Origin of the sequence: Ammoniphilus oxalaticus (assembly GCF_003609605.1) — a bacterium.
GTDB classification, from domain to species: Bacteria; Bacillota; Bacilli; order Aneurinibacillales; family RAOX-1; genus Ammoniphilus; species Ammoniphilus oxalaticus.
Window position 1 is genome coordinate 317238 of sequence record NZ_MCHY01000008.1, and the last position, 22108, is coordinate 339345.

The following is a 22108-nucleotide window of genomic DNA, read 5'->3' on the forward strand; positions in this document are numbered from 1 at the left end:
TTGAGGTCAGAGTTGGGCAGGCATGAACTGCTCAAGAAACTCTATGACGTAGGAACGATAGAAGATCTATACGCAATAGACGATAAAGCGATTTTGTATACCGCATAGACGATCATCCATTTGGGAGCCCTTCAAATAGGGGCTCTCTTTTTTGGTTATATTCAGTCCAAGCCTCTCATAGACCATGTATATGGACAAAAACAAGCATAGTTAGGTTGGGAGGACAAAGATGGACGAAATCATGAAGTCGCTCATTCTTGGAATTATTCAAGGTTTTACGGAATTTCTTCCGATCAGTAGCACTGGACACCTTGTGTTAGGCAGAAAGTATTTAGGGTTAACAGAAGCCGGGTTATTTTTAGACACAATGTTACATTTTGGAACATTAATTGCCGTGCTTGCTGTGTTTTGGGATGATGTCATCGCCCTTATAAAAAGACCGTTTAGTCGTTTGGGTTTGCTGATTATTGTGGGCACGATTCCTACTGCAATCATTGGATTAGCATTCGAGGATTTCTTTGAGGAGATATCAAAAACAGGTTCGACAATTGGTGTTGAATTTTTAGTTACGGGGATCATCTTATGGTATGCCGATCTATGGAAACGTAAAGGCAACAAGGGAATCGAACAGATTACTTTTAAAGATGCTTTGTTCATTGGAACTTTGCAAGGAGCGGCCATATTACCAGCGATTTCCCGTTCAGGGTTAACGATTGCCGGCTCGTTGTTTCGCGGAATTGATAAGCAAGTCGCGGCCCGATTTTCCTTTTTATTGTCGTTGCCTGCTATTTTAGGAGCGTGCGCGCTCCAAGGGCGGAAGGTGATGAGTGTACAGGCCGAGTTAGTCGGTTTACCCGCATTACTAATTGGAACTTTTGCCGCCGCAATTTGTGGATACATCGCTGTGAAATGGATGCTTAAAATATTAAACAAAGGCTCGCTAAAGATCTTTGCTGTGTATGTATTTATACTCGGTGGAATTGTGTTGGGCTTACAAATGTTCGGTTTGTGGTAATTTGTCGAATTGTCAAGTTAAGTCACAATATGTAAAAAGATCTTTGCGAAGGATCTATGGAAATCTTAATAGCGGATAGGTAAAATCATTAGTGATGAAAATGGATATCGTTTTTGTTACCGAAGATTCATAAGGAGGCTATCAATGGGGATTGGGATGAATTTTGTTTGTACTTGCTGTAGCTATGACAGTGGTATCTTAATGTTAAATCAAGGGACAAAAATTCCGCTAAAGAGCGTGATTCATAAATATATTGATATTTACACAACGGAAACGGATCTGACAATGCATCCGCTTCGTGAAAAACATTATCGGAAAATGTTAGCCCAAACGCTGGAGTCGAGCCATCGGGAGATGACGTACAATTATTTTGCGTGCGTTTGTTATAGTTGTAATAAGACATATGAGATGCTAGACCTGTTAGAAGAAAGAGAAGAAGTATATGCGGGGGATAGGCGCCGTGCGACAACGGAGATGAATCCAATTCAAAGAATGTTTTCATTTCCTCCACAACAGTGGTCCAGCTTGCTTGGGGAAGAAGAGCTCTGTTTGTTCTGTAATCAAGCAACGGAGAAAATAACGAATGAAAATTTGGAGCGAGGAATGGAGTGTCCCAAGTGTAGAGAAGGACACTTAAAAGTTGGTGATGAGTTTGAAATTTGGGATTAAGAGCAGAAATAGACAGTTATCTTATTATAAATAAGAGACTGTCTATTTTTTTGTAGTTTCAAAAATGTTCGTTGTTTGTTAGAATGAGGATAGTATAGAAAAAGGAGGTTGGAAGTTGTCTAGTTATGGCAAGAGCGACCTATCAGACGTATTTATGATGGGTAGAGAGTTTATGCGACAAGGACTAGCTATTAAACCGATTCTCACTCCCGGCGTAGGGGAGACGACAAGGCTGATTATGCTTGATAGGTCTTTTGAGATTGGGTGTACATCACAACGTTTTTTAAAAGTAATATGTGAGGCGCAGTTTTTCGAATTTCAATTTTTACGTAAACAAGCCATGAAAATAACCGGCAAGAAGCAACTCGTTCCGATTCCACTGGCCAATAATATCGCGCTATTTCCGCTGCGACCATTGCATGAGGGAGAAGCTCAACCGCGAAACTTTTTATGGATTGTTCATCGATCTGTTCAGCGGATCGGGGATGCGGAACCTGCCAACCAATTAAGCAAATTGACGCTTACGAATGGCGAGGATTTGGTTGTTCCTTACCGCCCCGCTTTTATTAAACAACAGGTTCGTGACTGCTACTTGTTGGAGTATTTCTTTCAACAAGCCCACAACTGTATGAAATCCTCTCAACATTGCCCCGCCCACCTTGATCTTGTTCATTCGGAAGAATGGCGTGATCCACTTTTGAAAATTGCAGAAGCCATTAGAAATTATCCTTAAGACGTTTGGAAATTGAAGCCGCTTTTGCTTTTTAATTCCAGATATGATTAAATCAATACGATTATTTGTTCTTTTTGACTCGGAATGGTTTATTAAATGTAGCTAATTTCCTTTTAAAATAATAAAGGATCTTTTTGTAAGTTTGATAACTTTTTTTTAGTTAAAAATAGATCATTAGAATGTTTTTAGTAAAGGAGTGAAATGTATGAAAAATAAAAAAAGCCCGTTAAAAGTATTTGCTCTAGGCGGTTTGGGCGAAATTGGGAAAAATATGTATGTTGTTGAATACGGTGAAGATTTGATCGTAATCGACTCTGGTTTGAAATTTCCTGAAGAAGACATGCTAGGGATTGACTTGGTTATTCCTGACATTACCTATCTTGTCGAAAATAAAGACAGACTTAGAGCGATTGTGTTGACACATGGTCATGAGGACCACATAGGGGCGTTACCATTTGTCCTTAAAGAATTAGATGTTCCTTTATACGGGACAAAATTAACGTTAGGCTTGGCAAAGGTGAAGTTTCAAGAACACGGCTTAATGAATAAAGTTCAGATCCATGAGGTGACGGAGGAGTCAACCTTGCAATTTGGTCCGCTTAGCGTGTCATTTTTTCGTGTTAATCACAGCATTCCTGACGCGGTGGGCGTTGCAGTGTACACACCTGAGGGGATTGTCGTTCATACTGGGGATTTCAAGTTTGATTATACACCTGTTGGGGAAAAAGCCGACTTAGGAAAGATGGCTGCGCTTGGTGAAAAAGGCGTGCTTTGTTTGTTATCCGACAGCACGAACGCGGAGCGACCAGGACACACGCTTTCGGAAAGAACGGTTGGGGAAACGATCCGAGACGTGTTTCATAAATCAGATGGACGAATTATATTTGCGACGTTTGCTTCGAATGTGTACCGTCTACAACAAGTTATTGAGGCCGCGGATATCTACGGAAGAAAAATTGCTGTTATAGGAAGAAGTATGGAGAACGTATTCCGAATTGGCGCGGAATTAGGTTATTTAAACATACCGAAAGGCATGTTAATTGATGTCAATGAAATCGATCGTTATTCAGCGGACAGGGTAGTTATTGTCTGTACGGGAAGTCAAGGGGAACCGATGGCGGCCCTAACAAGGATTGCGACAGGATCACACCGTTCCGTAAAAATCTATCCAGGTGATACGGTGATTATTGCGGCTCAACCCATTCCGGGAAATGCCCGCTTTGTTGGTCGAACGATTGACTTATTGATGAGAGCTGGCGCTGAAGTCGTTTTTGGATCTGTATCCGGTTTTCACGTTTCAGGGCATGGTAGCCAAGAAGAATTAAAATTAATGTTAAATCTGATGAAACCGAAATACTTTATCCCGATTCACGGGGAATACCGCATGTTGATGATGCATAAAAAATTAGCTGAGGCAACGGGTGTGGAGAGTCGTAACATATTCATTCTTGATAACGGGGAGCCGATTGAATTCGTCGACGGAGTTGCTTCAAAGGGAGCAAAGCTACCATCCGGCATGGTCCTGATCGATGGTAAAGGAGTCGGCGATATTGGAAATATCGTTCTTCGCGATAGACGCAAACTTTCTGAAGACGGTTTGATTGTGGTCGTCGTCACGATTAGTAAGGATCAATGGAAGATTGTAAGCGGGCCAGACCTTGTCACACGCGGGTTCGTGTATGTTCGCGAATCGGAAGAAATGCTTAACGAGGCGACTCGACTTGTGCAGCAATCATTACACCGTCTGACGGAACGCAATGTGAAAGAATGGTCACAATTGAAATCGAAAGTGATCGATGTTTTAGAACCGTACTTTTATGAAAAAACACAGCGAAAACCGATGATTTTACCGGTTATAATGGAAGTGTAAAATAGAGCAGAGGCTGATCTCAATTCAGCCTCTACCTTATGATGTTGTTCCATGCAGATTTGGACCTATTATCTTTTAAGGGATTGTGTCCTCAATAAATTGGTCAGCTTCTTCTTCTTCAATATTTTTAATAAGGGCAATCTCGCTTATTAAATATTGTTTGGCATCTTCGAGTAATCTCTTTTCACTGTTAGATAGTCCCCTACTTCGGCTTCTTAGAATAAGGCTTTTGACAACTTGGGCCAGTCCAAAAATATCTCCGCCTTTTAAAATAGATACGTTTTCACGGTATCTTTGCTGCCAATTATCAACGGTAGGACTTTCCGCCTCACGGAGAAAAGTTTCAACTTTTCGTAGACTCTTTTTATCAACGATTTCTCGCAAACCAACTTTCTCGACGGTATCAATTGGAAGAAGGATTGTCATATTCGTAAAAGGGAATTGCAGGATATAGTAATTTTTACGCATACCAAGAACTTCTCTTTCTTCAATGTTTTCAATGATTCCAGCGCCGTGCATCGGATAAAAAATTTTATCACCGACTTGGAACAAAATCCCACCCCCGAGTGTATTGTTAGACTACAGTATAGCATCTTATGCGGGGGCTTAAGAATTATGACTGATCGTAGGTATAAGGTAAGGTTATTTACGATGGGTAACAGAATGCTCGTTTTTATTGATTAACCGAGAGGAGAATTGATCATGGATTCTGGGCAAATGGGATTTATTATGCAAAAAAGAGGCGCTGCCATGACAGGTCATCAGTGGAGTTCTTTATTAAAGGAGTTGGAGGAACAAGGATTGTACCTTGTTATCAAATCCAATAATCCATGTTTGACGAAGAGTCCCGCAGGCGGCTTTATTCCCGCTCATGCTAAGAACGATCAGTTTTTACTATTAACGCATGAACAGCTTTTAGAAAGAGGATTGCAGCCTGGCCATCATATTTTAACAGATTGTAAATCGATCATCCATCACGTTACGAATGAAAAAAGAGATAACCCCTAGTAAAGGGTTATCTCTTTTTGTTGTTCAACTTGACATACTTTTCGGGTGGGTAGCCGCTCGCTGTTAGTGACTTAGCAATCCAGTCGGCCTTCATAATTTCTTCGTTAAACGTAATCGTCAGCGTATCCGTTTCGGGTAGGATTTCCACTTGACTAATTCCGACAATGTTGTTCACAATTTGTTGAATCTCCTGTTGCGCTTCATCTGTATTTAATCCTATCCGAACGAATTGAAAGGTTACTTCTTGTGAAGATCCCGCTGCTTGCTCCGTCTTCAATTGCGGTAAGGCCAAACCGACTAAAATCGCAATAGCAAGTCCGAACGTTAACCATAATTTTCGTTTCATCCGTTACACCTCCATCAGTTATGATGTCCTTATTATTGGCAATAAACAAAAAACCATGCTGTAAAAAAACAAGCAGGTCTTAAGCGGTCCACAAACCACTTGTTAGAGAGTTATTAAACAGAAGTTTCTTAACTAGGTAGGAATCTTGGACTCTGTGTCGAATGAATGTAGGAGGTAGAGCTTTAGGCAACAGGAGGACTTTTATCTATGATCAAAAGTTTTTTTAAACGAGTTTTTTCATCTGGATCAGATGAAACGGCTGTCACACCAGAACAGCAATCCGACGCGCAACACCTGCTAGAAGCAGGTGATCAAGGAAATGCCGGGGGTCAGCAAGCGGGGCTTGCGGCGGATGAACAGGATGGTCCGCGCGAGAAGGTGACAATCCGCAGGGAATGGCTAGAACCACCTAACTACAGAGAACTATACCACGCGGTAACACACTTATACGAGCAAGCAAGCCAGACAGAGGCGATGCTGACTCGTCTTAAGCTACAACTAGCCGATAACCTGCAAAATGTAGATGTATTAACGGCCAAGCGGGTTAATAAATATCTTTCCAAAGCTGAACATGATATTGTAGATTTAACGTATTTTCTCGATAAGACAGATCAGGCAACGATGGATATTTACCGTGAGTTTCTCCTTCCGGAACGAATCGAACAGCTTAATTTATTTTTGCAAGAACGCTGTTTGATGATTTATGAAACGAGCAAAGGATTAGGAACCGATTATAAGGCGGAGATAGAACAATTCTTTGATGCCTTGGATATGACCATCACGCCTACTTTTTTTGATGAATTTGAACAATGGCGCGAAGAAGTTTTAAAGAGACATGCGCAAGAAGAACAACATTCAAAGGATGAGCAAGAACAACCATCAGCTGAAGCTATGCTTAAGATTTCGAAAGAGGAAGTAGAAAATGAAAATATTCAGCAGATCGATCATTATCTAAAACAAGCTTTACAATCTCCAGAAATCGCTAGAGAGATGAAAGGAACCTTGTTATTTTCGTTTTATGGATTTTCCAAACATGAGGACCTGCTGAAACTAATGAATCGCAAAGAAGTGAATGATTGGGCTTCGCTGCTTGTTGAACAGCACCCATATATCTTTTATTTTTTAAATAATTTGGATTATCCGATGACCCAATTTTTAACGTCTTTAGTTGTAACGACAGAAATAGAAGACAGTTTCGTTTATTATAATGACGATGAGCTCACGGCATTTAAAGCGTATATTGTGGATGCGCTGGAAAAGCTTGCGGATTGGGTTAAGGAAGATAAAGACCGAATCGTTCTTGATTTTACGGACCAATTCCAGTAACCAACAGATTGTTGTCACATAAATCGAATAGGGAGCATATACTGGAAGTAATGTATGCGCCATATATACTCGGTTTTGGGGGAGCGATTATTATTATGTCAAACCAAATATCTGTAGGGGACACGCTAAAAGGAAAGGTAACCGGGATTAAGAAATACGGGGCTTTTGTATTGCTGCCATCCGGCCGCTCAGGTCTCGTGCATATTTCTCAAATTGCGAGGGAGTATGTAAAACAAGTGGAAGATTATCTTACGGTCGGCGATGATGTGGAAGTGAAAGTCATCGCGATGGAAGGTCATAAGATTTCACTCTCCATTAAAGAGTTGAGGCCGCTTAGCAGAAAAGATGGACAACAGTCCACTAGCGGCGTTAATAGACGCTCAGACGGCCGTCAAACGAGCCAGGGACCACGTCCCTCACGGGAACCATCTGAAAAGGACAAGATGGATTCTCTCGAGGAAAAGTTAAAAAAGTGGATGAAGGCAAGTGAAGAGCGGCTCCAACAACTACAATCAAAACAAAAAAGAAGATAAGCTCTAGAACGGTGTTCTAAAAATAGAATGCCGTTTTTTCCTTCATAATAAACAGAACAAAAGGAATCCAATAATATAACTTCTCAAAGTTTGGAGTGATAAATATGCAACAGGAAAAACCATTAACTGCGGAAACCGTTGGTCATTTTTTAGATGAGGATACATTTCCTGATTTATATGAGCAAGTATGGAATCAAGGGAATCGCTATTTTGCAAGACCAGGTGAAAACGATCATACGGATTTAATTATTGTGTTTCAAGACATTGAAGATTTTAGCGCATCGACCGAGTCGAAAATTGTGATTGATTTTAAGCGACATAAAGACAAGCTGTTTTTAATCGTTTGGACTTTAACCGATCCCGAGAATCCATTGGGATTTCCGATTCCTTTCGAAATATCTGACCCCGTTGAAATGCAAAGATTAGAAAGCATTTTATCGCAAGAAAAGGTCTGGATTCACTCTCTCGCAGTTGAAAAAGATGATCAATTTATCCATATCTTCTCGGAAGCGTATGAATTGCCCGAGGCGGAACGGAATATTGAAAAGTTACAAGAGAATTTGAGTTCTACTGAAGAAGAGCAAGAAGAGGCGGCGCCCGAAGAGGTAGACGCGAACCAATTAACGGACCAGCAATTGACGCAAATGGGGTTTGGGTATGCCCTTGATTTCTCCTCCATGATTGCAAAACAGGGAGAACAGGAAGCCCAAGAGCATGTGATGTCTGCTGTGTTGCAGGCAATTACGATGATTAAGTATCATCCTCAAGCTAATATTAGGACAAGTCAGTTACTCGTTTGGGTTTCACAGCAAAATGAGCGAACAGCGGAAGGGGAGTTGGCCCAGCTGCTTACGGTTTATATTAGTTCAGAGCATGAGGAATTATTTCAGCTATGGACATCGGCTCGGCAGGAGGCGGACCCGTTTGGGGCTGTATTTTTAAGTCTCCCGCAATTTTTAACAACGCTCCGCGAAAAACCGTTAGAGAAAGGAAGTTACCCAATTATGGAATTTAAGGCGGGGGAATTGCGGCATCTTCAGTTGAGTGATCAATTTAGGCTAAGGTTGGCTTCCTTGTGGAATGGACAAGGAGCAAATCCTTATTTGGCCGAGGAGCAGTAGGGGTGACTCACAATGGGGAAACCGAAGCGGATCACAAAAGAGGATTTTATTCATGCGGTAAAACAACAGTTATTGCAAGAAGGCCAAGCTAAGGTTACGTTGAAAAACGTAGCGGAACAAGCGGGGGTCACACAAGGAGCGTTATACTATCATTTTAAGACGAAAGATTGTTTACTCCTTTCTTTGTTGATCGATTACCTGGAAAATAGCGTTCCACAAGAGCTGAAGCCATTTCAACAATTGAATGGAATAGAAGCGTTGGAGGCGTACTTAAAAGAAACAGAGTACCAGACCCATATCCGAGCGGAGCAGCAACAGCTTCTATTTGATTTAATTGGGCTAGCCTTACACAACCGAGAGATGAAGCAAACGATGGGGCAGGTCATGCAGCAAAGGGTCCAGGAGATGAACGAGCTCGCGCAGCAGAGTGAAGCGAGTGGAAGAATCCTGCGAGCCCTGTTAGATGGTTTGGCGTTACAGGCGATTTTTGATCCTGGATTTGACGCGAAACAGAGTTTTGAAGAAGTACGCCGTCTTTTTTTAGATCGAAAATAAGAATAAAAAATAGGCCATGATGAAAAATAAGGACATATGTTTTAGAAAGGGGGTTTGATTCCTTTGGCAACCATATGTCCTTTGTGTAATGGTTTACAACTATACGAACTGAAATGTCCATCGTGTAATTGTTCGATGAATGACATCGGTCGATATATGGACTTTTTCGATGACTATAGTCCATACTTGGAGATTGAGGGAATGAAGAAATCAAACGGAATTAGCGATGACCAACAGAGCGGTCGTTGTCCGCATGTCTTTGATTGTCCCACATGCGGTCACCGTCATGTGAAAGAAATTGATGAATTAAGTAAATTCTAAAGTATTCTTAGGAGTGGACTTCCTTTTCCGGTTCGTCATCATAAAGAAAAGGCTTCATCTGAGACCACTTTACTTTAAACATTTGTTTGCTTTTTCCTCCATATCCCATCATCCAAAATCCGTAATCTTCAAATAAGAAGATAGAAAAGTGCATCTTTTGCCAAAAGGGTAGATTTTCAGGGGCGCTTTCTACTAGAATAGAAAAATGATGTTCGATCGCGTAACGCTTAAAAGTGTCGATAATTTCTTTGCCAATGCCCTTTGCCCGATAAGGATGTGGAACTCGAATCAGGCCAATAAATATAGCTTCATGTAACTCGTCTATATTAATATCCAGAATGACATTGTCAGCTACCATTCCTGCATCTCGCATCATATCGTTCCAACGGAAAAGGTGACGATCTTTCGAAGCGCGTTCATATTTATAATAAATCCTATGACGGTCAAATATCTTCTTTATGTCTTCAATCAATTCAATCATAATTTATATGTTCACCTCGAACCTCATTCTAACTAGATTTTATCTTAAACCAAGTGGAATTGCATTTAAAAGTTTGGTATTGCTTTAATAAAGTCTTTTTTAGCGCAGATGGGAGACAAAATGAATACTTGTGAAATTTATGCTGTACAGCGCCTCATTAAGCGGTTTGATTATGATGGCGCTGTTGAAATAATGGACTTGCTTAATTGGAAGGACAGTTCGATTTATTGGTTAGTTTCAAGTTGCCAGCGGAGTTTAAATTTTAATTTTGCCGCGGCAAAATCGTTGACCGATTTAGTTTCAGATCATTATTTTGAGTCAAATCATGCCCTTGCCCGTTACCGGGATGAACTTCCTTTGCTTGATGAAGGAAGACCGTTTGAGATTTTTAATGAGCTGGCTGATAATATCATCATTCAACTAGAGCGAGAGGCGTATACTGATTTTTTGGGACGGATCTTTCAAATTAGAGAGTTGTTATTTAAATATGCTGTCATTCGGTTCAAGTTAAAAGAAGAATATGTTTTAAGAGATCGAATTTATCAAAAAAGAGCTTTTGAGCATCGGTTTAAACTACGCCGCGGTCTGTTAAATGGGATGAAGCAGATTCTAAAAACCAGCGGAGGAAGATGGGGCAACATTGTAAACGTTTTATCAGGAAGGAAAATGAATGAGCTGATGGATATTCGTCATAGAACAATTGTAGCCCATGGGATTGAGACTGTCACATATCAGGATATTTCACGCGTGTATGATTCCCCAGAAAGCGTGTTGACTGATCTCTATCAAGTTTTTACTTGGTTAGAGATTCCGATTCAAGAGCATAAATATAAAGCTGTGAATCAAGAATTGATCGCGATCATTGTGGAATTAAGTGGGGCTGTCGCTAACAATTAGGCGACAAAAATAGGCCTGTGTCTACCACCAAATATCCAGGTTTACGTATGCTGTTAAGAGATAAACCTAGATGGAGGTAGATTCGATGAATGATCGGAAATACGTAAGAGAGCAACTGAGGGGAAATCGGTTATTTGCGGCATGGTTGAAAACAAAGCCGGAATTATACAAAGAATTAAAAAAAAATCCGTCAATGTTAGAGAGTATGTTGATTTCTTGGAAAAAGGAACAGAACAAGCAAACGCAACTACAAAAAATTAGTGATGGATACCGACAGGTTGCTTCACAAATACAGGAATTACAGTCGCTAATCGAGCAGGTTGAAGGTCTGATGTCTAACGTAAAACAAATGAATCAGCATTGGGATGAGTACCGCGGCCGTCTGTTTCCGAAAAAAACAAATACGAACAAACGGCGATCATAGGCAAACTATTTAGAATATATTTCCTTTTTACCCACGGAGTGGTATAATAAACCAACAACTTCGTGGCTTTTTATTGATTTCGCACATTACAGGAGGTCTCATATGAATCAACTTTTGACAGGGAAAAACTATGTCATTATGGGAGTAGCGAATAGACGCAGTATTGCGTGGGGAATTGCTCAATCGTTACATAAAGCGGGAGCCAACTTGATTTTTACTTATCAAGGAGAACGACTAAAAAGTAATGTCGAAGAATTAGTCGATACGCTGCAACCCGAAAGAAAGGTTTTGATCCCTTGTGATGTAACGAATGATCAGGACATCCAAACGGCTTTCCAGCAGATTAAAGAACAAGTCGGGGCCATTCATGGCTTAGCGCATTGTATTGCTTTCGCAAAAACGGAAGAACTAGAAGGAGAAATGGTAAATACATCTCGGGAAGGGTACCATCTGGCGCAAGATATTAGCGCCTACTCGTTAATAGCGGTCTCTAAAGCAGCGAAAGAGTTGATGAGCGACGGCGGAAGCATCGTGACGCTAACCTACCTTGGCGGAGAGAGAGTCGTCCCCAATTACAATGTAATGGGTGTTGCCAAAGCAGCCCTTGATGCGTCAGTCAAGTACTTGTCAGCTGACTTGGGTAAGTATAAAATTCGCGTCAATGCGATTTCCGCGGGACCAATTCGGACGCTTGCAGCTAGAGGAATTAGTGATTTTAACAAGATCCTCGGTAGTATTGAAGAAAAGGCGCCTTTGCGCAGAACAGTAGATCAAGCGGAAGTTGGGGATACGGCTTTATTTTTAATGAGTGATCTTTCGCGTGGGATTACGGGAGAGACGATCCACGTCGACGCGGGTTACCATGTGTTAGGATATTAAGTTAAACGAACAGAGGCTGAACCGAAAAGAAATTTGATCTCGATGAGATCATTTTTCGGTCAGCCTCTTTGTGGTATAATAGATTTTCGAGTTAATTTCAAAACGATAGGAAATGGGGCGCTAAGACAAATGGTTGACCTCCACACGCATACAACAGCTTCTGATGGGACGTATAGCCCGGAGCAGAGCGTTAAAAGAGCGAAGCAAAAGGGATTGCAAGCGTTAGCGATTACTGACCACGACACGGTTGGCGGGGTTCGCGAAGCGATTGTAGCTGGTCAAAAGTGGGGAGTTGAAATTATCCCTGGGATTGAGATTAGCTCAGTTCACGAAGGACAGGATATTCATGTGCTTGGTTACTTTGTGGACTATGAAGATACGCGCTTTTTGAATCGGCTCACGGAATTGAGAAATGTAAGAAATAAGCGAAATCAAATGATGATTGCTAAGTTTAACGAACTTGGCATTAAGATTGACTTAGAAGAAGTTCAGCAAAAGAGCAAGATGCCTGGAGGGAGTATTGGCCGTCCGCACTTTGCGGAAGCGCTTATAGATAAAGGAATCGTTGCAACAATGAAGGAAGCCTTTGATGTTTATCTTGGACAGACTGGAAAGGCTTACGTTAATCCGCCCCGACTCACTCCGCAGGAAGCTATTTATCTTATAAAAGATGCGGGAGGGGTTCCCGTTTTAGCTCATCCTGGCATATATGATAATGAGGAACTTGTGGAGCAGCTGCTTCGAAATGGGCTGGTCGGGATCGAGGTTTACCACCCCGATCATCGACCTGAACAAGAAGAATATTTTGCGGCGTTAGCTGTTAAATATAGCGTAATCCAAACGGCGGGTTCTGATTTTCACGGTGAACGGAATGGCGTAATTTTTCATGGGGACCTCGGGTCAAAATCAACGGGTTATGAAACAGTTAGCCAACTACAACAAGCTTCAAAAGAGATTCGGCTAAACAGGTGAATGAGAAGTTAGTTGTTGTCTTGGCGCTAAGCCGTTGCCACGGTTTATTATTTTATCCAGTTTTGAATGAACCGACTAGGTTGAGAAGTGATAACCTTTTATTTGTTCACATAAGATAGCATACGGGTAAATCATTACGGTGTTTCATGATATAATACTCTGTATGATGAGTTGAAAAGATTATGAAACTGGGGCCGCTAACGGTTTGGTGTTAGAGAGGAGAATCGGAAATGAGAAGACAGGTTCATAGCAAAGAAGTTAAAGCTGCTGCTTTAAAGAGATTAATGGATCGTGGAGTTACGATTGAAGATATAGCAGAGGTTGTCTATCTCATGCAAGCTCCCTATCACGTAGGACTTAAAATAGAGAGTTGTATTGAAAGTGTCAATGCAGTGTTAGAAAAGAGAGAAATCCAACATGCATTACTTGTTGGCACGGAACTTGATATTCTTGCTGAAAAAGGCATTTTATCTGAACCGCTGCAATCTCTCGTTGCTAGTGATGAAGGCTTGTTTGGCTGTGATGAGACATTGGCATTAGGTTCTGTGTTTGGATACGGCAGCATTGCTGTTACGACATTTGGTCATCTTGATAAGCAAAAGGTTGGTATTATAAAGAAACTAGATACGAAGCGAGGAAGCGGTGTCCATACTTTTTTGGACGATTTAGTGGCGAGTATCGCAGCTTCGGCTTCGAGTCGAATGGCGCATCGTTTGCGTGATGAGGAAGAAGCGGAACGAGAAAAGAATTTAAAGGTAGATTCGGATCAAGGAAATGAAGACCAACAAGCGGGATAGGGATGAACAAGAGTTCCTTCTGTTTCACGCTCCCATTGTTACACTAGGAAAAAAAGATGAAGGAGTTTCGTTAGTATGAAATGGATCTATTGGTCAAGAATTTTTGATTCTAAATTTCAGGCGGGCTGTCTCGCAACTCGAATGAAAGAAGACTGGTGGGTCTACGGCTACAAGAGCCCTAAGGAAGTCGAAATTATTAAACTAAAAAATGGGAAATACGGCGTTCGGTATATTTGGTAAGAGAGTGTGAGGAGAAAGTCCGTACTTTTTATTTAAATTAGGATATCCAACAAAACAAATTGCCTTGTTACGCGTATAAATAGATAAGAAAAAATACGGAGGGTTCATTTACCATGAAACGCAGAACTATGGCTCTCACCTCTCTTATTGTATTGCTGGGGTCGACATCAATGTTCGCTCCGATGACAGAGGCTAGCGTTTTTATGCGAAAGTATGAGAACAAAGTGAGTGAATTTGTTCAATTACACCTTGCCCAATCAACCTACGCAAATATTGTCATTGCAGAGGAACTGAAATACAATGAGTCGACGAAGCAATATTCATTGGTTTCTCCGTTTAATGCGGTAAGAAAAGGGCAGAAACTAACGCCGAATTTGTTTAGCAACATCTTTGACGCGCCTGTGTCAGAATCGCTACCTTTAGAGATTGCCGTTTTAGACCCAAGCAATAATTTGATTCAGTCTAAGCCGCTAAGTGTGAACACGAGGGCGAAGAACACCAAGTTAACGTTGATAACAACGTTAGATCCCATCACCTTCGATAAAATAGGCGATTATAAAGTGCAATTATTTATAAGATGGAATGGGGAAAAAGTAAGGATTGGACAAACAATTATCGTTTCAAGATAAAGCAAAAAGTCACATCCGAAACCGTTTTATTACCACTTAAAAAAGCAATCCAATGCATGCGAGCGATGGATTGCTTTTTTGTGTTTGTTATTTCCGAGGATAGAAATACATAATGCGCTGATTAAATAGATGGAGCTCACCTTTGAATTCCTTTGCCAAAAACTTGCAAAATTCATTCGCTTTACCGACGTCTCCATGTGTGCTGTCATCGGGAAGCGCAATTTGAATGTAGTGCTGTTGCTTCGTTTCTCCATCCGTCTCTATTTCTTCAGTTCCTACGCCAAACATGATGTATTTGTACAATTTAGGGTCATTACCCTTAAGATAAAACCAACGCCCTTTTCCTTCTTCTTTTTCAATTAACGTATAGGGGAAAGATACATCACCGTATGACCATGCTAGTTGCTGACCGGTTTTCTTGGTCATCTCTATGTAATGATCTAGTTTGCTTTTTACATCATCCAACGTAATCTCTTGGACAGTGGATGCTTCTACTAATTTAATGTATGCGCTTTTACTCACGATCCCTCACTCCTCTAGGAATTTATCACTCTTTATCTTAGCATTTTCATCAATGTTTTACAACAGACGGAGTGGGTGAACCATTTGATAAAAATTGGTTGACTAAATTTTTAGAAAAATATACAATAAGCATAATAGTTTATTAACAATGCAAATGTTAGATAGATATAAAGGAATAATTTGCAAAAATAGGGATTGTAAGGTGAGGAGAATACTAATGAAGGATGTGCAGGACCAGGTTCAACAACTTCACGAAGCCCTCAACATGTTTCGGGCAATTGCTGTCGTTAATAAAGATGACTGGGAGACTGCAGCGAAAAGGCTGAACTTAGACTCCGCAGTTCAATTAAATATTCTTTGGATCGTTTATTGTTACGAAGGTGTCCGTGTCACACAGATTGCGGATTGGACTTTTTGGCATCCCTCTTCTGTCGTGATTCATGTCAGAAAAATGATGGAGAAAGAACTGCTGACCATTGAGAAGAGTGACACAGATGGACGAGTTGTGAATGTGTTTTTAACAGAAGCAGGGAAAAAATTGATTGAAGACAGTCGTATTCAAGCGTTAGATGATTTTCATTTTACAAAAGCGCTAGAGAGTTTTAGAAAGAAGTATGGAGAGAATGTCGTTAATCTCTTTTTTGAATGTTTAATTCATCTAGCTGAGGAGCTACACGGCGAGGAGAAAATTAGATGGATTAAAGAGGGAGAAGAGAGAGCGCGTCAAATATCATAATAATGATGAAGAAGCAAAGGCTAACCCGTGAGGGTTAGCCTTTTTTCTGCTGGACAGGAAAAATGTTCAGCTTTTTTTCTATAATCGATCCGTCCGAATTTTTTAACGTGATCAAAATGTTGTGATGTTGATTCATGCTCGCTTGATCTATTCTCAATAGAATTGTTTCTTCATGCGCCATCATGCCGTCTACTTCAATTTGTTCAGGCAAAGAAACTTCCCAAGAAGCGGGAATTCCTTCATAATCAATCTCGCAGTTTAACGTTTCTTTGGCGTTATTACGCACATTTAAAATATACGTATACGTTGAAAACTCCCCGGCTGGTACGCCTTGTATTTGCTTTTCAATGATCGCCGAATAACTGTTTGTGGAATAAAGAGAAAAACCAAGCAGGCCAACAAGTGAACTAAGGATCAAGAATAGGACAAGTCCTGTACCTTGAAACATGTTTTTTATGCCGCGGAGGTTAGAGTGTTTGTCCGCGAATGTCATTTGAAAAATTCCATAAGGACAGGCGTGACGACAGAAGCGACTTCGCAAGCGGAAAATCATCAGGAAGAAAACACAGCTCAACAGCAGAAATACGCCGACAGTCCAGTTGTTCCACCGTAGAGTGAAAATTTGTTCCGCTAAGTTGAATGGATCGAAGAGATAGGCAAGCGCGCTAAAGGCAATTAGTGGAGCTAAAAAAATCGGTAAGCTAAAGTCAATCGTTCGAGATAAAAGAGGCTTATTTTTCATCATTTTAGATTGAGTCAATTTATACAGATAAACAGAAAACGTGTTGTGTGGACACATCCATCCGCAAAATTGTCGACCAAACCATTTAGAGATACCAACAAATAGGAATACGATAAATAAAATAATGATGAGCAAAATATACCCTTCGCTAAATCGGAAGGTTGTTGCAAAAAGGTAAAATTTGAGATCAGTTAAATCAACCCTAAAAATATTAAGGAGAGGCACGAAAAAAAACAATAGAAAAAAACTTACTTGAGCAATCGGTCTAGATATTTTCATCTTACTTCCTACCCTTTCTGTTTCTAACAATTTTAGAATAATTGTCTCATACGTTATGGGGTAGAAGAAGTGAATTGTTTGTGAATTAAATTTTAAAACAGTTACTAACGTGAATGATGTAATAACAGGAAAGAAGAGACAGCCAACTCGGCTGCCTCTGACTATTTTTATCGGATCGGTTTACGACGTTTAATGACTTGAACTGTTTCAATGCTTTCATCTTCAGGGCCTTGCACAGGCAAGCCGACTTCAAGATTTTTACGAATGTAGTCGATATTTTCTTGCGTGACAATTTCACCAGGCAGGAAAATGGGAATACCTGGCGGGTAGATCATAATAAATTCCGCGATAATTCTTCCTTGCGCTTCACGCAAGGGAATGATTTCTGTCTCGGAATAAAAAGCATCGCGCGGCGTCATAGCGAGCGCGGGGATTTTAGGTAGTTTCACAGTAACCGATGAAGTCGTGTTGTTTAAGGTAACTTCGTTCGATAAACGTCTGAGCGCTTCGACAAGGGCCGTAATAGTTTGTTCTGTATCGCCAGGTGTAACAATACAAAGAATGTTGTATAGATCACTTAATTCAACTTCAATGCGAGATTCGTTTCGTAACCAAACCTCAACATCATGTCCGCTTAAACCTAACCCTTTTACGTGGATGATTAATTTCGTCGGGTCCATCGCAAACGTTGCTGGTTCGCCCAATATCTCTTCGCCGACGCAATAAATACCTTCGATGTCATTAATTTGTTGGCGGGCGAGATCGGCTAACCGCAGTGATTTCTCCACCATTTCGTGGCCAACTGTCGCTAATTGTTTGCGCGCTGTATCCAATGAGGCTAGCAAGATGTAGCTTGTTGATGTCGTTGTCAACATACTGATCACTGATTTAACGCGTCCCGCGGAAACAAGACCTTCTCGCACATTTAATACGGAAGTTTGTGTCATGGAACCGCCTAATTTATGAACGCTTGTCGCCGCCATATCGGCGCCGGCTTGCATCGCAGAAAGCGGAAGTTTGTCATGAAAGTGAATATGCGCGCCGTGAGCTTCATCGACGAGCACAGGTACTTCGTACCGATGCGCTGTTTCCACGATTCCAGCGAGATCAGCGCTCACGCCGAAATAAGTTGGGTTAATGACGAGCACAGCTTTGGCGTCAGGATGACGTTCTAATGCGGTTTCCACAGAATCAACCGTAATCCCATGCGAAATACCTAGCTCTGGATCCATCACAGGATGCACAAAAATCGGAATTGCCCCTGAGAAGATAATTGCGGACATGACTGATTTATGAACGTTACGGGGAACGATTAATTTTTCGCCGGGTCCACACACAGCCATAATCATTGTCATGATTGCTCCGCTTGTGCCTTGCACCGAAAAGAAAGTGACATCTGCTCCAAAAGCGTCAGCGGCTAATTGCTCAGCTTCGAGTATCATTCCTTTAGGGTGATGTAAATCATCTAACGGGGCGATATTTATTAAGTCGATCGCGAGCGCATTGTCGCCGATGAACTCTCGAAATGTCGGGTCCATCCCTTGTCCTTTTTTATGTCCTGGTATATGAAATTGGATCGGGTCTGTTTCTATATATCGTAATAACCCTGAAAATAAAGGTGTTTGATTTTGATTCAACTGTTTTCCCCCCTGATCAAAGCTCACCGCTTGGAGCTATCACTTTTTTCAATAAGCATGAGTATATCAGAGCGGCTATTTTTTTCAATCCTATTTTAACGTGTAGTTTGCGCCACTTTATTTGTTTCCAACCAAAAAACCGCCAAAGGTTGGCGGTTTACAAAGAAAGCTCGTATAGTGGCATGATTGTTTCGAATGTGGTTTCTATCTTTTCAATCAGTTTGTTGCCATCAGCTAAGATCGGGTCGCTTCGGTCGATGTTTATTCCGCACAAGATCTCAGCTTTCTTAACATCCTTAACACGTTGGATTGCTTTACGCAAATCGCTCTCAGCAAGCGCTCCGTGAGAAAAGGCTTCTGGTGACATGTGATCCCAAGACCAAACGAAATCAGCCGGAATTTGATTTTTTAACTGATCCAAGTTTTCCAATAACTTTGCTGCGAACGTCGCTTTCATTTTTGCTTCGTAGATCAGGGCGAACCAGACGAATAAGTGGGATTTCCAAAGCCCGATCTGAAAATGAGGGGCCATTTTGTAACCTCGTTTGTTTGTTGAAAAAGCAATCCACGTATCATTAGGAGGATTGACCGTTCTTCTAGCATGTTTAGCAATGTGGGGAAACATTTCATGTCCAGAAACCGCAGTTAAAAACGGACTGTAATACGAAGCAAACACCTCAAATTTAGGACGAATCCGACTGCTGATTGCTTCCATCCTCTCTGGCAATCCATCTATTGTGAAGACATCAAAGTCTTCTGTTGAAAATCCGTTAAAGCTCAAATTTTTAGCCCTCCGATCCGAAATTAGGTAACATTAATATACCATATAGATCATATAGATATAAGACAAATTACGAGTTAAAAACGCGCCTAGAGAGCATTGTCTTAGGAGATTTACTTGATTTTATTGTTTATTCATAATATTATAATCATAAAAATACTGAAAATTTAGTAAAGATGGAGGGACGCTAATGAACACTTACGAGGAAATTGAATACACTAATGTGAATCTACAATTAGACCATGAGTCGATTCATCGTTTGATCGAGCGTCTAGTTGACGCCGGGCTTCCCGTTGCTTGGAAAGAAACACAGCGTAAATTTAAACTCTCCATTCAAACAACTGCGACTACGCAACAACTTATGTTTGAAAAACAAGGGAAGATATACAAACTTAGAAATAAAAGTTATAATATTAAGGATCAGCGGTTTTCAGAAGTGCTGCAAAAGTTTATTTATGAAGTAAAAGGCCATGCCGTATTGAAGAAGGTATCAGCTGGACAACTCGTTGTTCATAATATTCGATATGGGGAACCAATTCGAATTACTGAAATTAAGGGTCAGAACAAAAAAGTTTTGTTTGAAAAAGAATGTAGTGTAAGTATAAATGAGGTAATAGAAGCTTTCCGACGAAACGATGCGGAAAAACGGATCCCGCTACTTATGAAAGAAATTGACCAGCATCTGTCGCATCTTTATGAAGCGATGCAAAACAATCAAGAAGATCGAGCCCGCGAGATCAAGGAAGAACTGGAAAAAAAGCGGATTGAAATGTTGATGTTAGAGGTTTAATTGAACGTTAGTTTTTTACGCTTTGGCTACCTAAGGGAATAGCTCCCGAAGGTGGCCAAAGCTTTATTGACTATACGTTTCCTGGGCTTTTCTCCTTCTTTTATCCCTAAAAATGCGGGGCTATTGCAGAAAAAGGAATGAATGCCAATAAGACCTCAGGATAAACTAAATAGATGGAGATTTGTCAGGGAAGGATGGGAACTTTTTGAACACCTGGAGTGAATCCGATATTTTGTATTTTATTATTGGGATTCAAGCATTCATCACGATTGTTTGTTTTATTTGGTTGTCTCGGTTATCCCGTAACCTAAATAGAATCAAATATTTATTTCAACAGTTGCAGTCGGGAGATGCGAAGGAAAATCTACCGCAAGTATTGGAACGGCTGATTGAGCGCGTGGAACAAACGGAACAAATTCAACATACGCTTGCGCAACGTATCGGTTTAACAGATCAAACGTTAAAACAACTTAAGGGAAACGTAGCAGTTGTCCGTTTTAACGCCTTTGCGAATGAAGGCAGCGATTTGAGTTTCTCGATCGCGGTGATTGATGATGAACAGACCGGTTTCGTTTTAACGAGTATTTACGGTCGAGACGAGTCGAGGGTTTATGCTAAACCTCTGGAAAAAGGAGACTCAATCTACAATTTAACAAATGAAGAAAAACAAGCAATTTTAGAAGCGAGGAAAGTCCTTTCATAAAAAAGGACTTTTTTCATACTCAAAATTATAAAAGCGACACGGAGCTTCGGGTAGCGCGTAAAAAAACAAAGTGGAGTTGAACGGTATGTTTGTTTTCGACATTGACGGAACGTTACTGGACAGCCAAGAGCAGATCCTTCCAAATACTCTGCTTAGTTTACAAACCTTGCATCAAAAAGGGTACCCGATCGCGATCTGCACTGGAAGGACATGGGCATGCGCGAAGCCCGTTTTAAGGTCCATCTCGGAATGGGTGGATTACATTATTTGTGGTAATGGCGCGCATATACGAACGAAAGAAGGAAGGGTTATATACGATAACAATTTACCATCTTATTTTATCCGTAGATTTATTGAGTTGGTTTCGGGGCTCACCGATTTTTTAATTGCTACGAATCAAAGGGTGATTAGCACTTCGCCCAACACTCCCTATAACGATGTGGACCATTGTATGCATCTGTTTGATTATGAGCAGTTTAATGAGAAAATACATGCCAAAAATTTATTGGCGTTTAATTTCCATCATCTAGATGCGAATGTGTTAGCCCAAATAAGACAGGAATTGGATAGTATCGATCCCGATATTAAATTAAGTCCATTGCCTCATATGTGGGAGGTCCTGTCGGGCGTTGACAACAAAGCAAAAGCATTAACAACATTAAGTCGCGTAACGAAAATTCCTTTGACAGAATTCGTCGCTTTTGGTGACAATTATAACGATGAAGATATGTTTCGCGTCGTTGGTTCGGCTGTGGCAATGGGTAATTCACCGAGTAGTGTAAAAAAACATGCTGATTATGTAACGAAATCAAATGATGAAGATGGAATCTACGAGTATCTAAAGAAATTTAAATATCTCTAGCCCCCCTAAATTGGCTAAAATTGCATTCATACTTTTCTGCGGATTGTGCTATCCTAACGTTAAGGCTTGCATTTTTCAATCATCCCCCCTCACTTCAGTTTGTTTTACTGGAAGGGGAATATGACAATGACAACTAGTCCAGTTAAGGGCTAGTTTTTTTTCAATTTTTTGAAAAAAATTGCTGCTAATATTATAGTTGTTCTCTTGTCCTTGGCTTATAGAACGGTTAAAGTATACATA

General features: G+C 40.7%; 28 protein-coding genes. 21 read left to right on the forward strand and 7 right to left on the reverse strand.

The window, feature by feature from the left end; translation table 11 throughout:
- Window positions 1-229: 229 nt before the first annotated feature.
- The 4 genes from BEP19_RS07830 to rnjA all read left to right on the forward strand — a co-directional run bounded on the left by BEP19_RS07830 (window position 230) and on the right by rnjA (window position 4287).
- Window positions 230-1015 carry an undecaprenyl-diphosphate phosphatase gene (locus tag BEP19_RS07830; RefSeq protein ID WP_120189292.1) on the forward strand — a complete coding sequence of 262 codons (786 nt, stop codon included), beginning with the start codon at window positions 230-232 and terminating at the stop codon, window positions 1013-1015.
- Window positions 1016-1159: 144 nt separating this feature from the next.
- Window positions 1160-1684, forward strand: a complete 525-nt coding sequence (locus tag BEP19_RS07835) for a hypothetical protein (protein ID WP_120189293.1) — start codon at window positions 1160-1162, stop codon at window positions 1682-1684.
- A 115-nt stretch (window positions 1685-1799) separates the two neighbouring features.
- A complete protein-coding gene (locus tag BEP19_RS07840) occupies window positions 1800-2417 on the forward strand; it encodes a competence protein ComK (RefSeq protein WP_120189294.1) in 618 nt (205 codons plus the stop codon).
- Between the two features lie 205 nt (window positions 2418-2622).
- The gene (rnjA, locus tag BEP19_RS07845; protein WP_120189296.1) at window positions 2623-4287 is read left to right on the forward strand and encodes a ribonuclease J1; all 1665 of its coding nucleotides are present in this window, start codon (window positions 2623-2625) and stop codon (window positions 4285-4287) included.
- A gap of 75 nt (window positions 4288-4362) precedes the next feature.
- Here the strand turns inward: rnjA and BEP19_RS07850 are convergent, their stop codons facing one another.
- Window positions 4363-4839, reverse strand: coding sequence for a CarD family transcriptional regulator (locus tag BEP19_RS07850; RefSeq protein ID WP_211329327.1), 477 nt, complete (start codon window positions 4837-4839; stop codon window positions 4363-4365).
- A 150-nt stretch (window positions 4840-4989) separates the two neighbouring features.
- Here BEP19_RS07850 and BEP19_RS07855 point away from each other — a divergent pair, with 150 nt between their 5' ends.
- Window positions 4990-5295 carry a hypothetical protein gene (locus BEP19_RS07855; protein ID WP_120189299.1) on the forward strand — a complete coding sequence of 102 codons (306 nt, stop codon included), beginning with the start codon at window positions 4990-4992 and terminating at the stop codon, window positions 5293-5295.
- A gap of 7 nt (window positions 5296-5302) precedes the next feature.
- Here the strand turns inward: BEP19_RS07855 and BEP19_RS07860 are convergent, their stop codons facing one another.
- Entirely contained in the window at window positions 5303-5641 is a 339-nt protein-coding gene (locus BEP19_RS07860) for a hypothetical protein (RefSeq protein WP_120189300.1), read from the reverse strand.
- Between the two features lie 207 nt (window positions 5642-5848).
- Here BEP19_RS07860 and BEP19_RS07865 point away from each other — a divergent pair, with 207 nt between their 5' ends.
- From BEP19_RS07865 to BEP19_RS07885, 5 genes are all read left to right on the forward strand, one after another.
- The gene (locus BEP19_RS07865; protein ID WP_120189301.1) at window positions 5849-6967 is read left to right on the forward strand and encodes a hypothetical protein; all 1119 of its coding nucleotides are present in this window, start codon (window positions 5849-5851) and stop codon (window positions 6965-6967) included.
- A 95-nt stretch (window positions 6968-7062) separates the two neighbouring features.
- A complete protein-coding gene (locus tag BEP19_RS07870; protein WP_120189965.1) occupies window positions 7063-7500 on the forward strand; it encodes a S1 RNA-binding domain-containing protein in 438 nt (145 codons plus the stop codon).
- Window positions 7501-7604: 104 nt separating this feature from the next.
- Window positions 7605-8621 (forward strand): hypothetical protein, encoded by a 1017-nt coding sequence (locus BEP19_RS07875; RefSeq protein WP_120189302.1) that lies wholly within the window; start codon window positions 7605-7607, stop codon window positions 8619-8621.
- Between the two features lie 12 nt (window positions 8622-8633).
- Window positions 8634-9176 (forward strand): TetR/AcrR family transcriptional regulator, encoded by a 543-nt coding sequence (locus BEP19_RS07880; RefSeq protein WP_120189303.1) that lies wholly within the window; start codon window positions 8634-8636, stop codon window positions 9174-9176.
- Window positions 9177-9239: 63 nt separating this feature from the next.
- Window positions 9240-9497: a hypothetical protein gene (locus BEP19_RS07885; protein WP_245983427.1), complete on the forward strand. Its 258-nt coding sequence runs from the start codon at window positions 9240-9242 to the stop codon at window positions 9495-9497.
- A gap of 7 nt (window positions 9498-9504) precedes the next feature.
- Here the strand turns inward: BEP19_RS07885 and BEP19_RS07890 are convergent, their stop codons facing one another.
- Window positions 9505-9978: a hypothetical protein gene (locus BEP19_RS07890; protein ID WP_120189304.1), complete on the reverse strand. Its 474-nt coding sequence runs from the start codon at window positions 9976-9978 to the stop codon at window positions 9505-9507.
- Window positions 9979-10098: 120 nt separating this feature from the next.
- On the opposite strand from BEP19_RS07890, the gene BEP19_RS07895 reads away from it, so the two are divergent.
- The 7 genes from BEP19_RS07895 (at window position 10099) to BEP19_RS07920 (ending at window position 14816) form a co-directional block, all read left to right on the forward strand.
- On the forward strand, window positions 10099-10875 hold the full coding sequence (locus tag BEP19_RS07895) for a hypothetical protein (RefSeq protein ID WP_120189306.1): 777 nt from the start codon (window positions 10099-10101) through the stop codon (window positions 10873-10875).
- An 85-nt stretch (window positions 10876-10960) separates the two neighbouring features.
- Window positions 10961-11299 (forward strand): hypothetical protein, encoded by a 339-nt coding sequence (locus BEP19_RS07900; protein WP_120189307.1) that lies wholly within the window; start codon window positions 10961-10963, stop codon window positions 11297-11299.
- A gap of 102 nt (window positions 11300-11401) precedes the next feature.
- Window positions 11402-12178 (forward strand): enoyl-ACP reductase FabI, encoded by a 777-nt coding sequence (gene fabI / locus BEP19_RS07905; protein WP_120189308.1) that lies wholly within the window; start codon window positions 11402-11404, stop codon window positions 12176-12178.
- A 129-nt stretch (window positions 12179-12307) separates the two neighbouring features.
- Window positions 12308-13150 carry a PHP domain-containing protein gene (locus tag BEP19_RS07910; RefSeq protein WP_211329328.1) on the forward strand — a complete coding sequence of 281 codons (843 nt, stop codon included), beginning with the start codon at window positions 12308-12310 and terminating at the stop codon, window positions 13148-13150.
- Between the two features lie 230 nt (window positions 13151-13380).
- Window positions 13381-13947, forward strand: coding sequence for a phosphatidylglycerophosphatase A family protein (locus tag BEP19_RS07915; RefSeq protein WP_120189310.1), 567 nt, complete (start codon window positions 13381-13383; stop codon window positions 13945-13947).
- Between the two features lie 75 nt (window positions 13948-14022).
- A complete protein-coding gene (locus BEP19_RS17620; protein ID WP_170145308.1) occupies window positions 14023-14187 on the forward strand; it encodes a hypothetical protein in 165 nt (54 codons plus the stop codon).
- Window positions 14188-14300: 113 nt separating this feature from the next.
- On the forward strand, window positions 14301-14816 hold the full coding sequence (locus BEP19_RS07920) for a hypothetical protein (RefSeq protein WP_147393779.1): 516 nt from the start codon (window positions 14301-14303) through the stop codon (window positions 14814-14816).
- Window positions 14817-14903: 87 nt separating this feature from the next.
- On the opposite strand, the gene BEP19_RS07925 is transcribed toward BEP19_RS07920, so the two are convergent.
- Window positions 14904-15341: a DUF1885 family protein gene (locus tag BEP19_RS07925; RefSeq protein WP_170145352.1), complete on the reverse strand. Its 438-nt coding sequence runs from the start codon at window positions 15339-15341 to the stop codon at window positions 14904-14906.
- A gap of 214 nt (window positions 15342-15555) precedes the next feature.
- Between BEP19_RS07925 and BEP19_RS07930 the strand changes: the two genes are divergently transcribed.
- Window positions 15556-16074 (forward strand): MarR family winged helix-turn-helix transcriptional regulator, encoded by a 519-nt coding sequence (locus BEP19_RS07930; RefSeq protein WP_120189315.1) that lies wholly within the window; start codon window positions 15556-15558, stop codon window positions 16072-16074.
- A gap of 34 nt (window positions 16075-16108) precedes the next feature.
- Here the strand turns inward: BEP19_RS07930 and BEP19_RS07935 are convergent, their stop codons facing one another.
- The 3 genes from BEP19_RS07935 to BEP19_RS07945 all read right to left on the reverse strand — a co-directional run bounded on the left by BEP19_RS07935 (window position 16109) and on the right by BEP19_RS07945 (window position 19513).
- Window positions 16109-17095 (reverse strand): 4Fe-4S binding protein, encoded by a 987-nt coding sequence (locus BEP19_RS07935; protein ID WP_120189317.1) that lies wholly within the window; start codon window positions 17093-17095, stop codon window positions 16109-16111.
- 167 nt (window positions 17096-17262) lie between these two features.
- Window positions 17263-18732: an aminotransferase class I/II-fold pyridoxal phosphate-dependent enzyme gene (locus BEP19_RS07940; RefSeq protein ID WP_120189318.1), complete on the reverse strand. Its 1470-nt coding sequence runs from the start codon at window positions 18730-18732 to the stop codon at window positions 17263-17265.
- Window positions 18733-18889: 157 nt separating this feature from the next.
- Window positions 18890-19513, reverse strand: a complete 624-nt coding sequence (locus tag BEP19_RS07945) for a YktB family protein (protein WP_120189319.1) — start codon at window positions 19511-19513, stop codon at window positions 18890-18892.
- 190 nt (window positions 19514-19703) lie between these two features.
- Between BEP19_RS07945 and BEP19_RS07950 the strand changes: the two genes are divergently transcribed.
- From BEP19_RS07950 to BEP19_RS07960, 3 genes are all read left to right on the forward strand, one after another.
- The gene (locus BEP19_RS07950; protein ID WP_120189320.1) at window positions 19704-20303 is read left to right on the forward strand and encodes a hypothetical protein; all 600 of its coding nucleotides are present in this window, start codon (window positions 19704-19706) and stop codon (window positions 20301-20303) included.
- A 205-nt stretch (window positions 20304-20508) separates the two neighbouring features.
- The gene (locus tag BEP19_RS07955; RefSeq protein ID WP_120189322.1) at window positions 20509-21006 is read left to right on the forward strand and encodes a DUF4446 family protein; all 498 of its coding nucleotides are present in this window, start codon (window positions 20509-20511) and stop codon (window positions 21004-21006) included.
- 85 nt (window positions 21007-21091) lie between these two features.
- Complete coding sequence (locus BEP19_RS07960) at window positions 21092-21868, forward strand: HAD family hydrolase (protein ID WP_120189323.1); 777 nt, start codon at window positions 21092-21094, stop codon at window positions 21866-21868.
- The last annotated feature ends 240 nt before the right edge of the window (window positions 21869-22108 follow it).

Coding starts and splice junctions, on each gene's coding strand:
- BEP19_RS07830 (WP_120189292.1), top strand. CDS start 230: ATGGACGAAATCATGAAGTCGCTCATTCTTGGAATTATTCAAGGTTTT.
- BEP19_RS07835 (WP_120189293.1), top strand. CDS start 1,160: ATGGGGATTGGGATGAATTTTGTTTGTACTTGCTGTAGCTATGACAGT.
- rnjA (WP_120189296.1), top strand. CDS start 2,623: ATGAAAAATAAAAAAAGCCCGTTAAAAGTATTTGCTCTAGGCGGTTTG.
- BEP19_RS07855 (WP_120189299.1), top strand. CDS start 4,990: ATGGATTCTGGGCAAATGGGATTTATTATGCAAAAAAGAGGCGCTGCC.
- BEP19_RS07860 (WP_120189300.1), bottom strand. CDS start 5,641: ATGAAACGAAAATTATGGTTAACGTTCGGACTTGCTATTGCGATTTTA.
- BEP19_RS07865 (WP_120189301.1), top strand. CDS start 5,849: ATGATCAAAAGTTTTTTTAAACGAGTTTTTTCATCTGGATCAGATGAA.
- BEP19_RS07870 (WP_120189965.1), top strand. CDS start 7,063: ATGTCAAACCAAATATCTGTAGGGGACACGCTAAAAGGAAAGGTAACC.
- BEP19_RS07875 (WP_120189302.1), top strand. CDS start 7,605: ATGCAACAGGAAAAACCATTAACTGCGGAAACCGTTGGTCATTTTTTA.
- BEP19_RS07880 (WP_120189303.1), top strand. CDS start 8,634: ATGGGGAAACCGAAGCGGATCACAAAAGAGGATTTTATTCATGCGGTA.
- BEP19_RS07890 (WP_120189304.1), bottom strand. CDS start 9,978: ATGATTGAATTGATTGAAGACATAAAGAAGATATTTGACCGTCATAGG.
- BEP19_RS07895 (WP_120189306.1), top strand. CDS start 10,099: ATGAATACTTGTGAAATTTATGCTGTACAGCGCCTCATTAAGCGGTTT.
- BEP19_RS07900 (WP_120189307.1), top strand. CDS start 10,961: ATGAATGATCGGAAATACGTAAGAGAGCAACTGAGGGGAAATCGGTTA.
- fabI (WP_120189308.1), top strand. CDS start 11,402: ATGAATCAACTTTTGACAGGGAAAAACTATGTCATTATGGGAGTAGCG.
- BEP19_RS07910 (WP_211329328.1), top strand. CDS start 12,308: ATGGTTGACCTCCACACGCATACAACAGCTTCTGATGGGACGTATAGC.
- BEP19_RS07915 (WP_120189310.1), top strand. CDS start 13,381: ATGAGAAGACAGGTTCATAGCAAAGAAGTTAAAGCTGCTGCTTTAAAG.
- BEP19_RS17620 (WP_170145308.1), top strand. CDS start 14,023: ATGAAATGGATCTATTGGTCAAGAATTTTTGATTCTAAATTTCAGGCG.
- BEP19_RS07920 (WP_147393779.1), top strand. CDS start 14,301: ATGAAACGCAGAACTATGGCTCTCACCTCTCTTATTGTATTGCTGGGG.
- BEP19_RS07930 (WP_120189315.1), top strand. CDS start 15,556: ATGAAGGATGTGCAGGACCAGGTTCAACAACTTCACGAAGCCCTCAAC.
- BEP19_RS07935 (WP_120189317.1), bottom strand. CDS start 17,095: ATGAAAATATCTAGACCGATTGCTCAAGTAAGTTTTTTTCTATTGTTT.
- BEP19_RS07950 (WP_120189320.1), top strand. CDS start 19,704: ATGAACACTTACGAGGAAATTGAATACACTAATGTGAATCTACAATTA.
- BEP19_RS07960 (WP_120189323.1), top strand. CDS start 21,092: ATGTTTGTTTTCGACATTGACGGAACGTTACTGGACAGCCAAGAGCAG.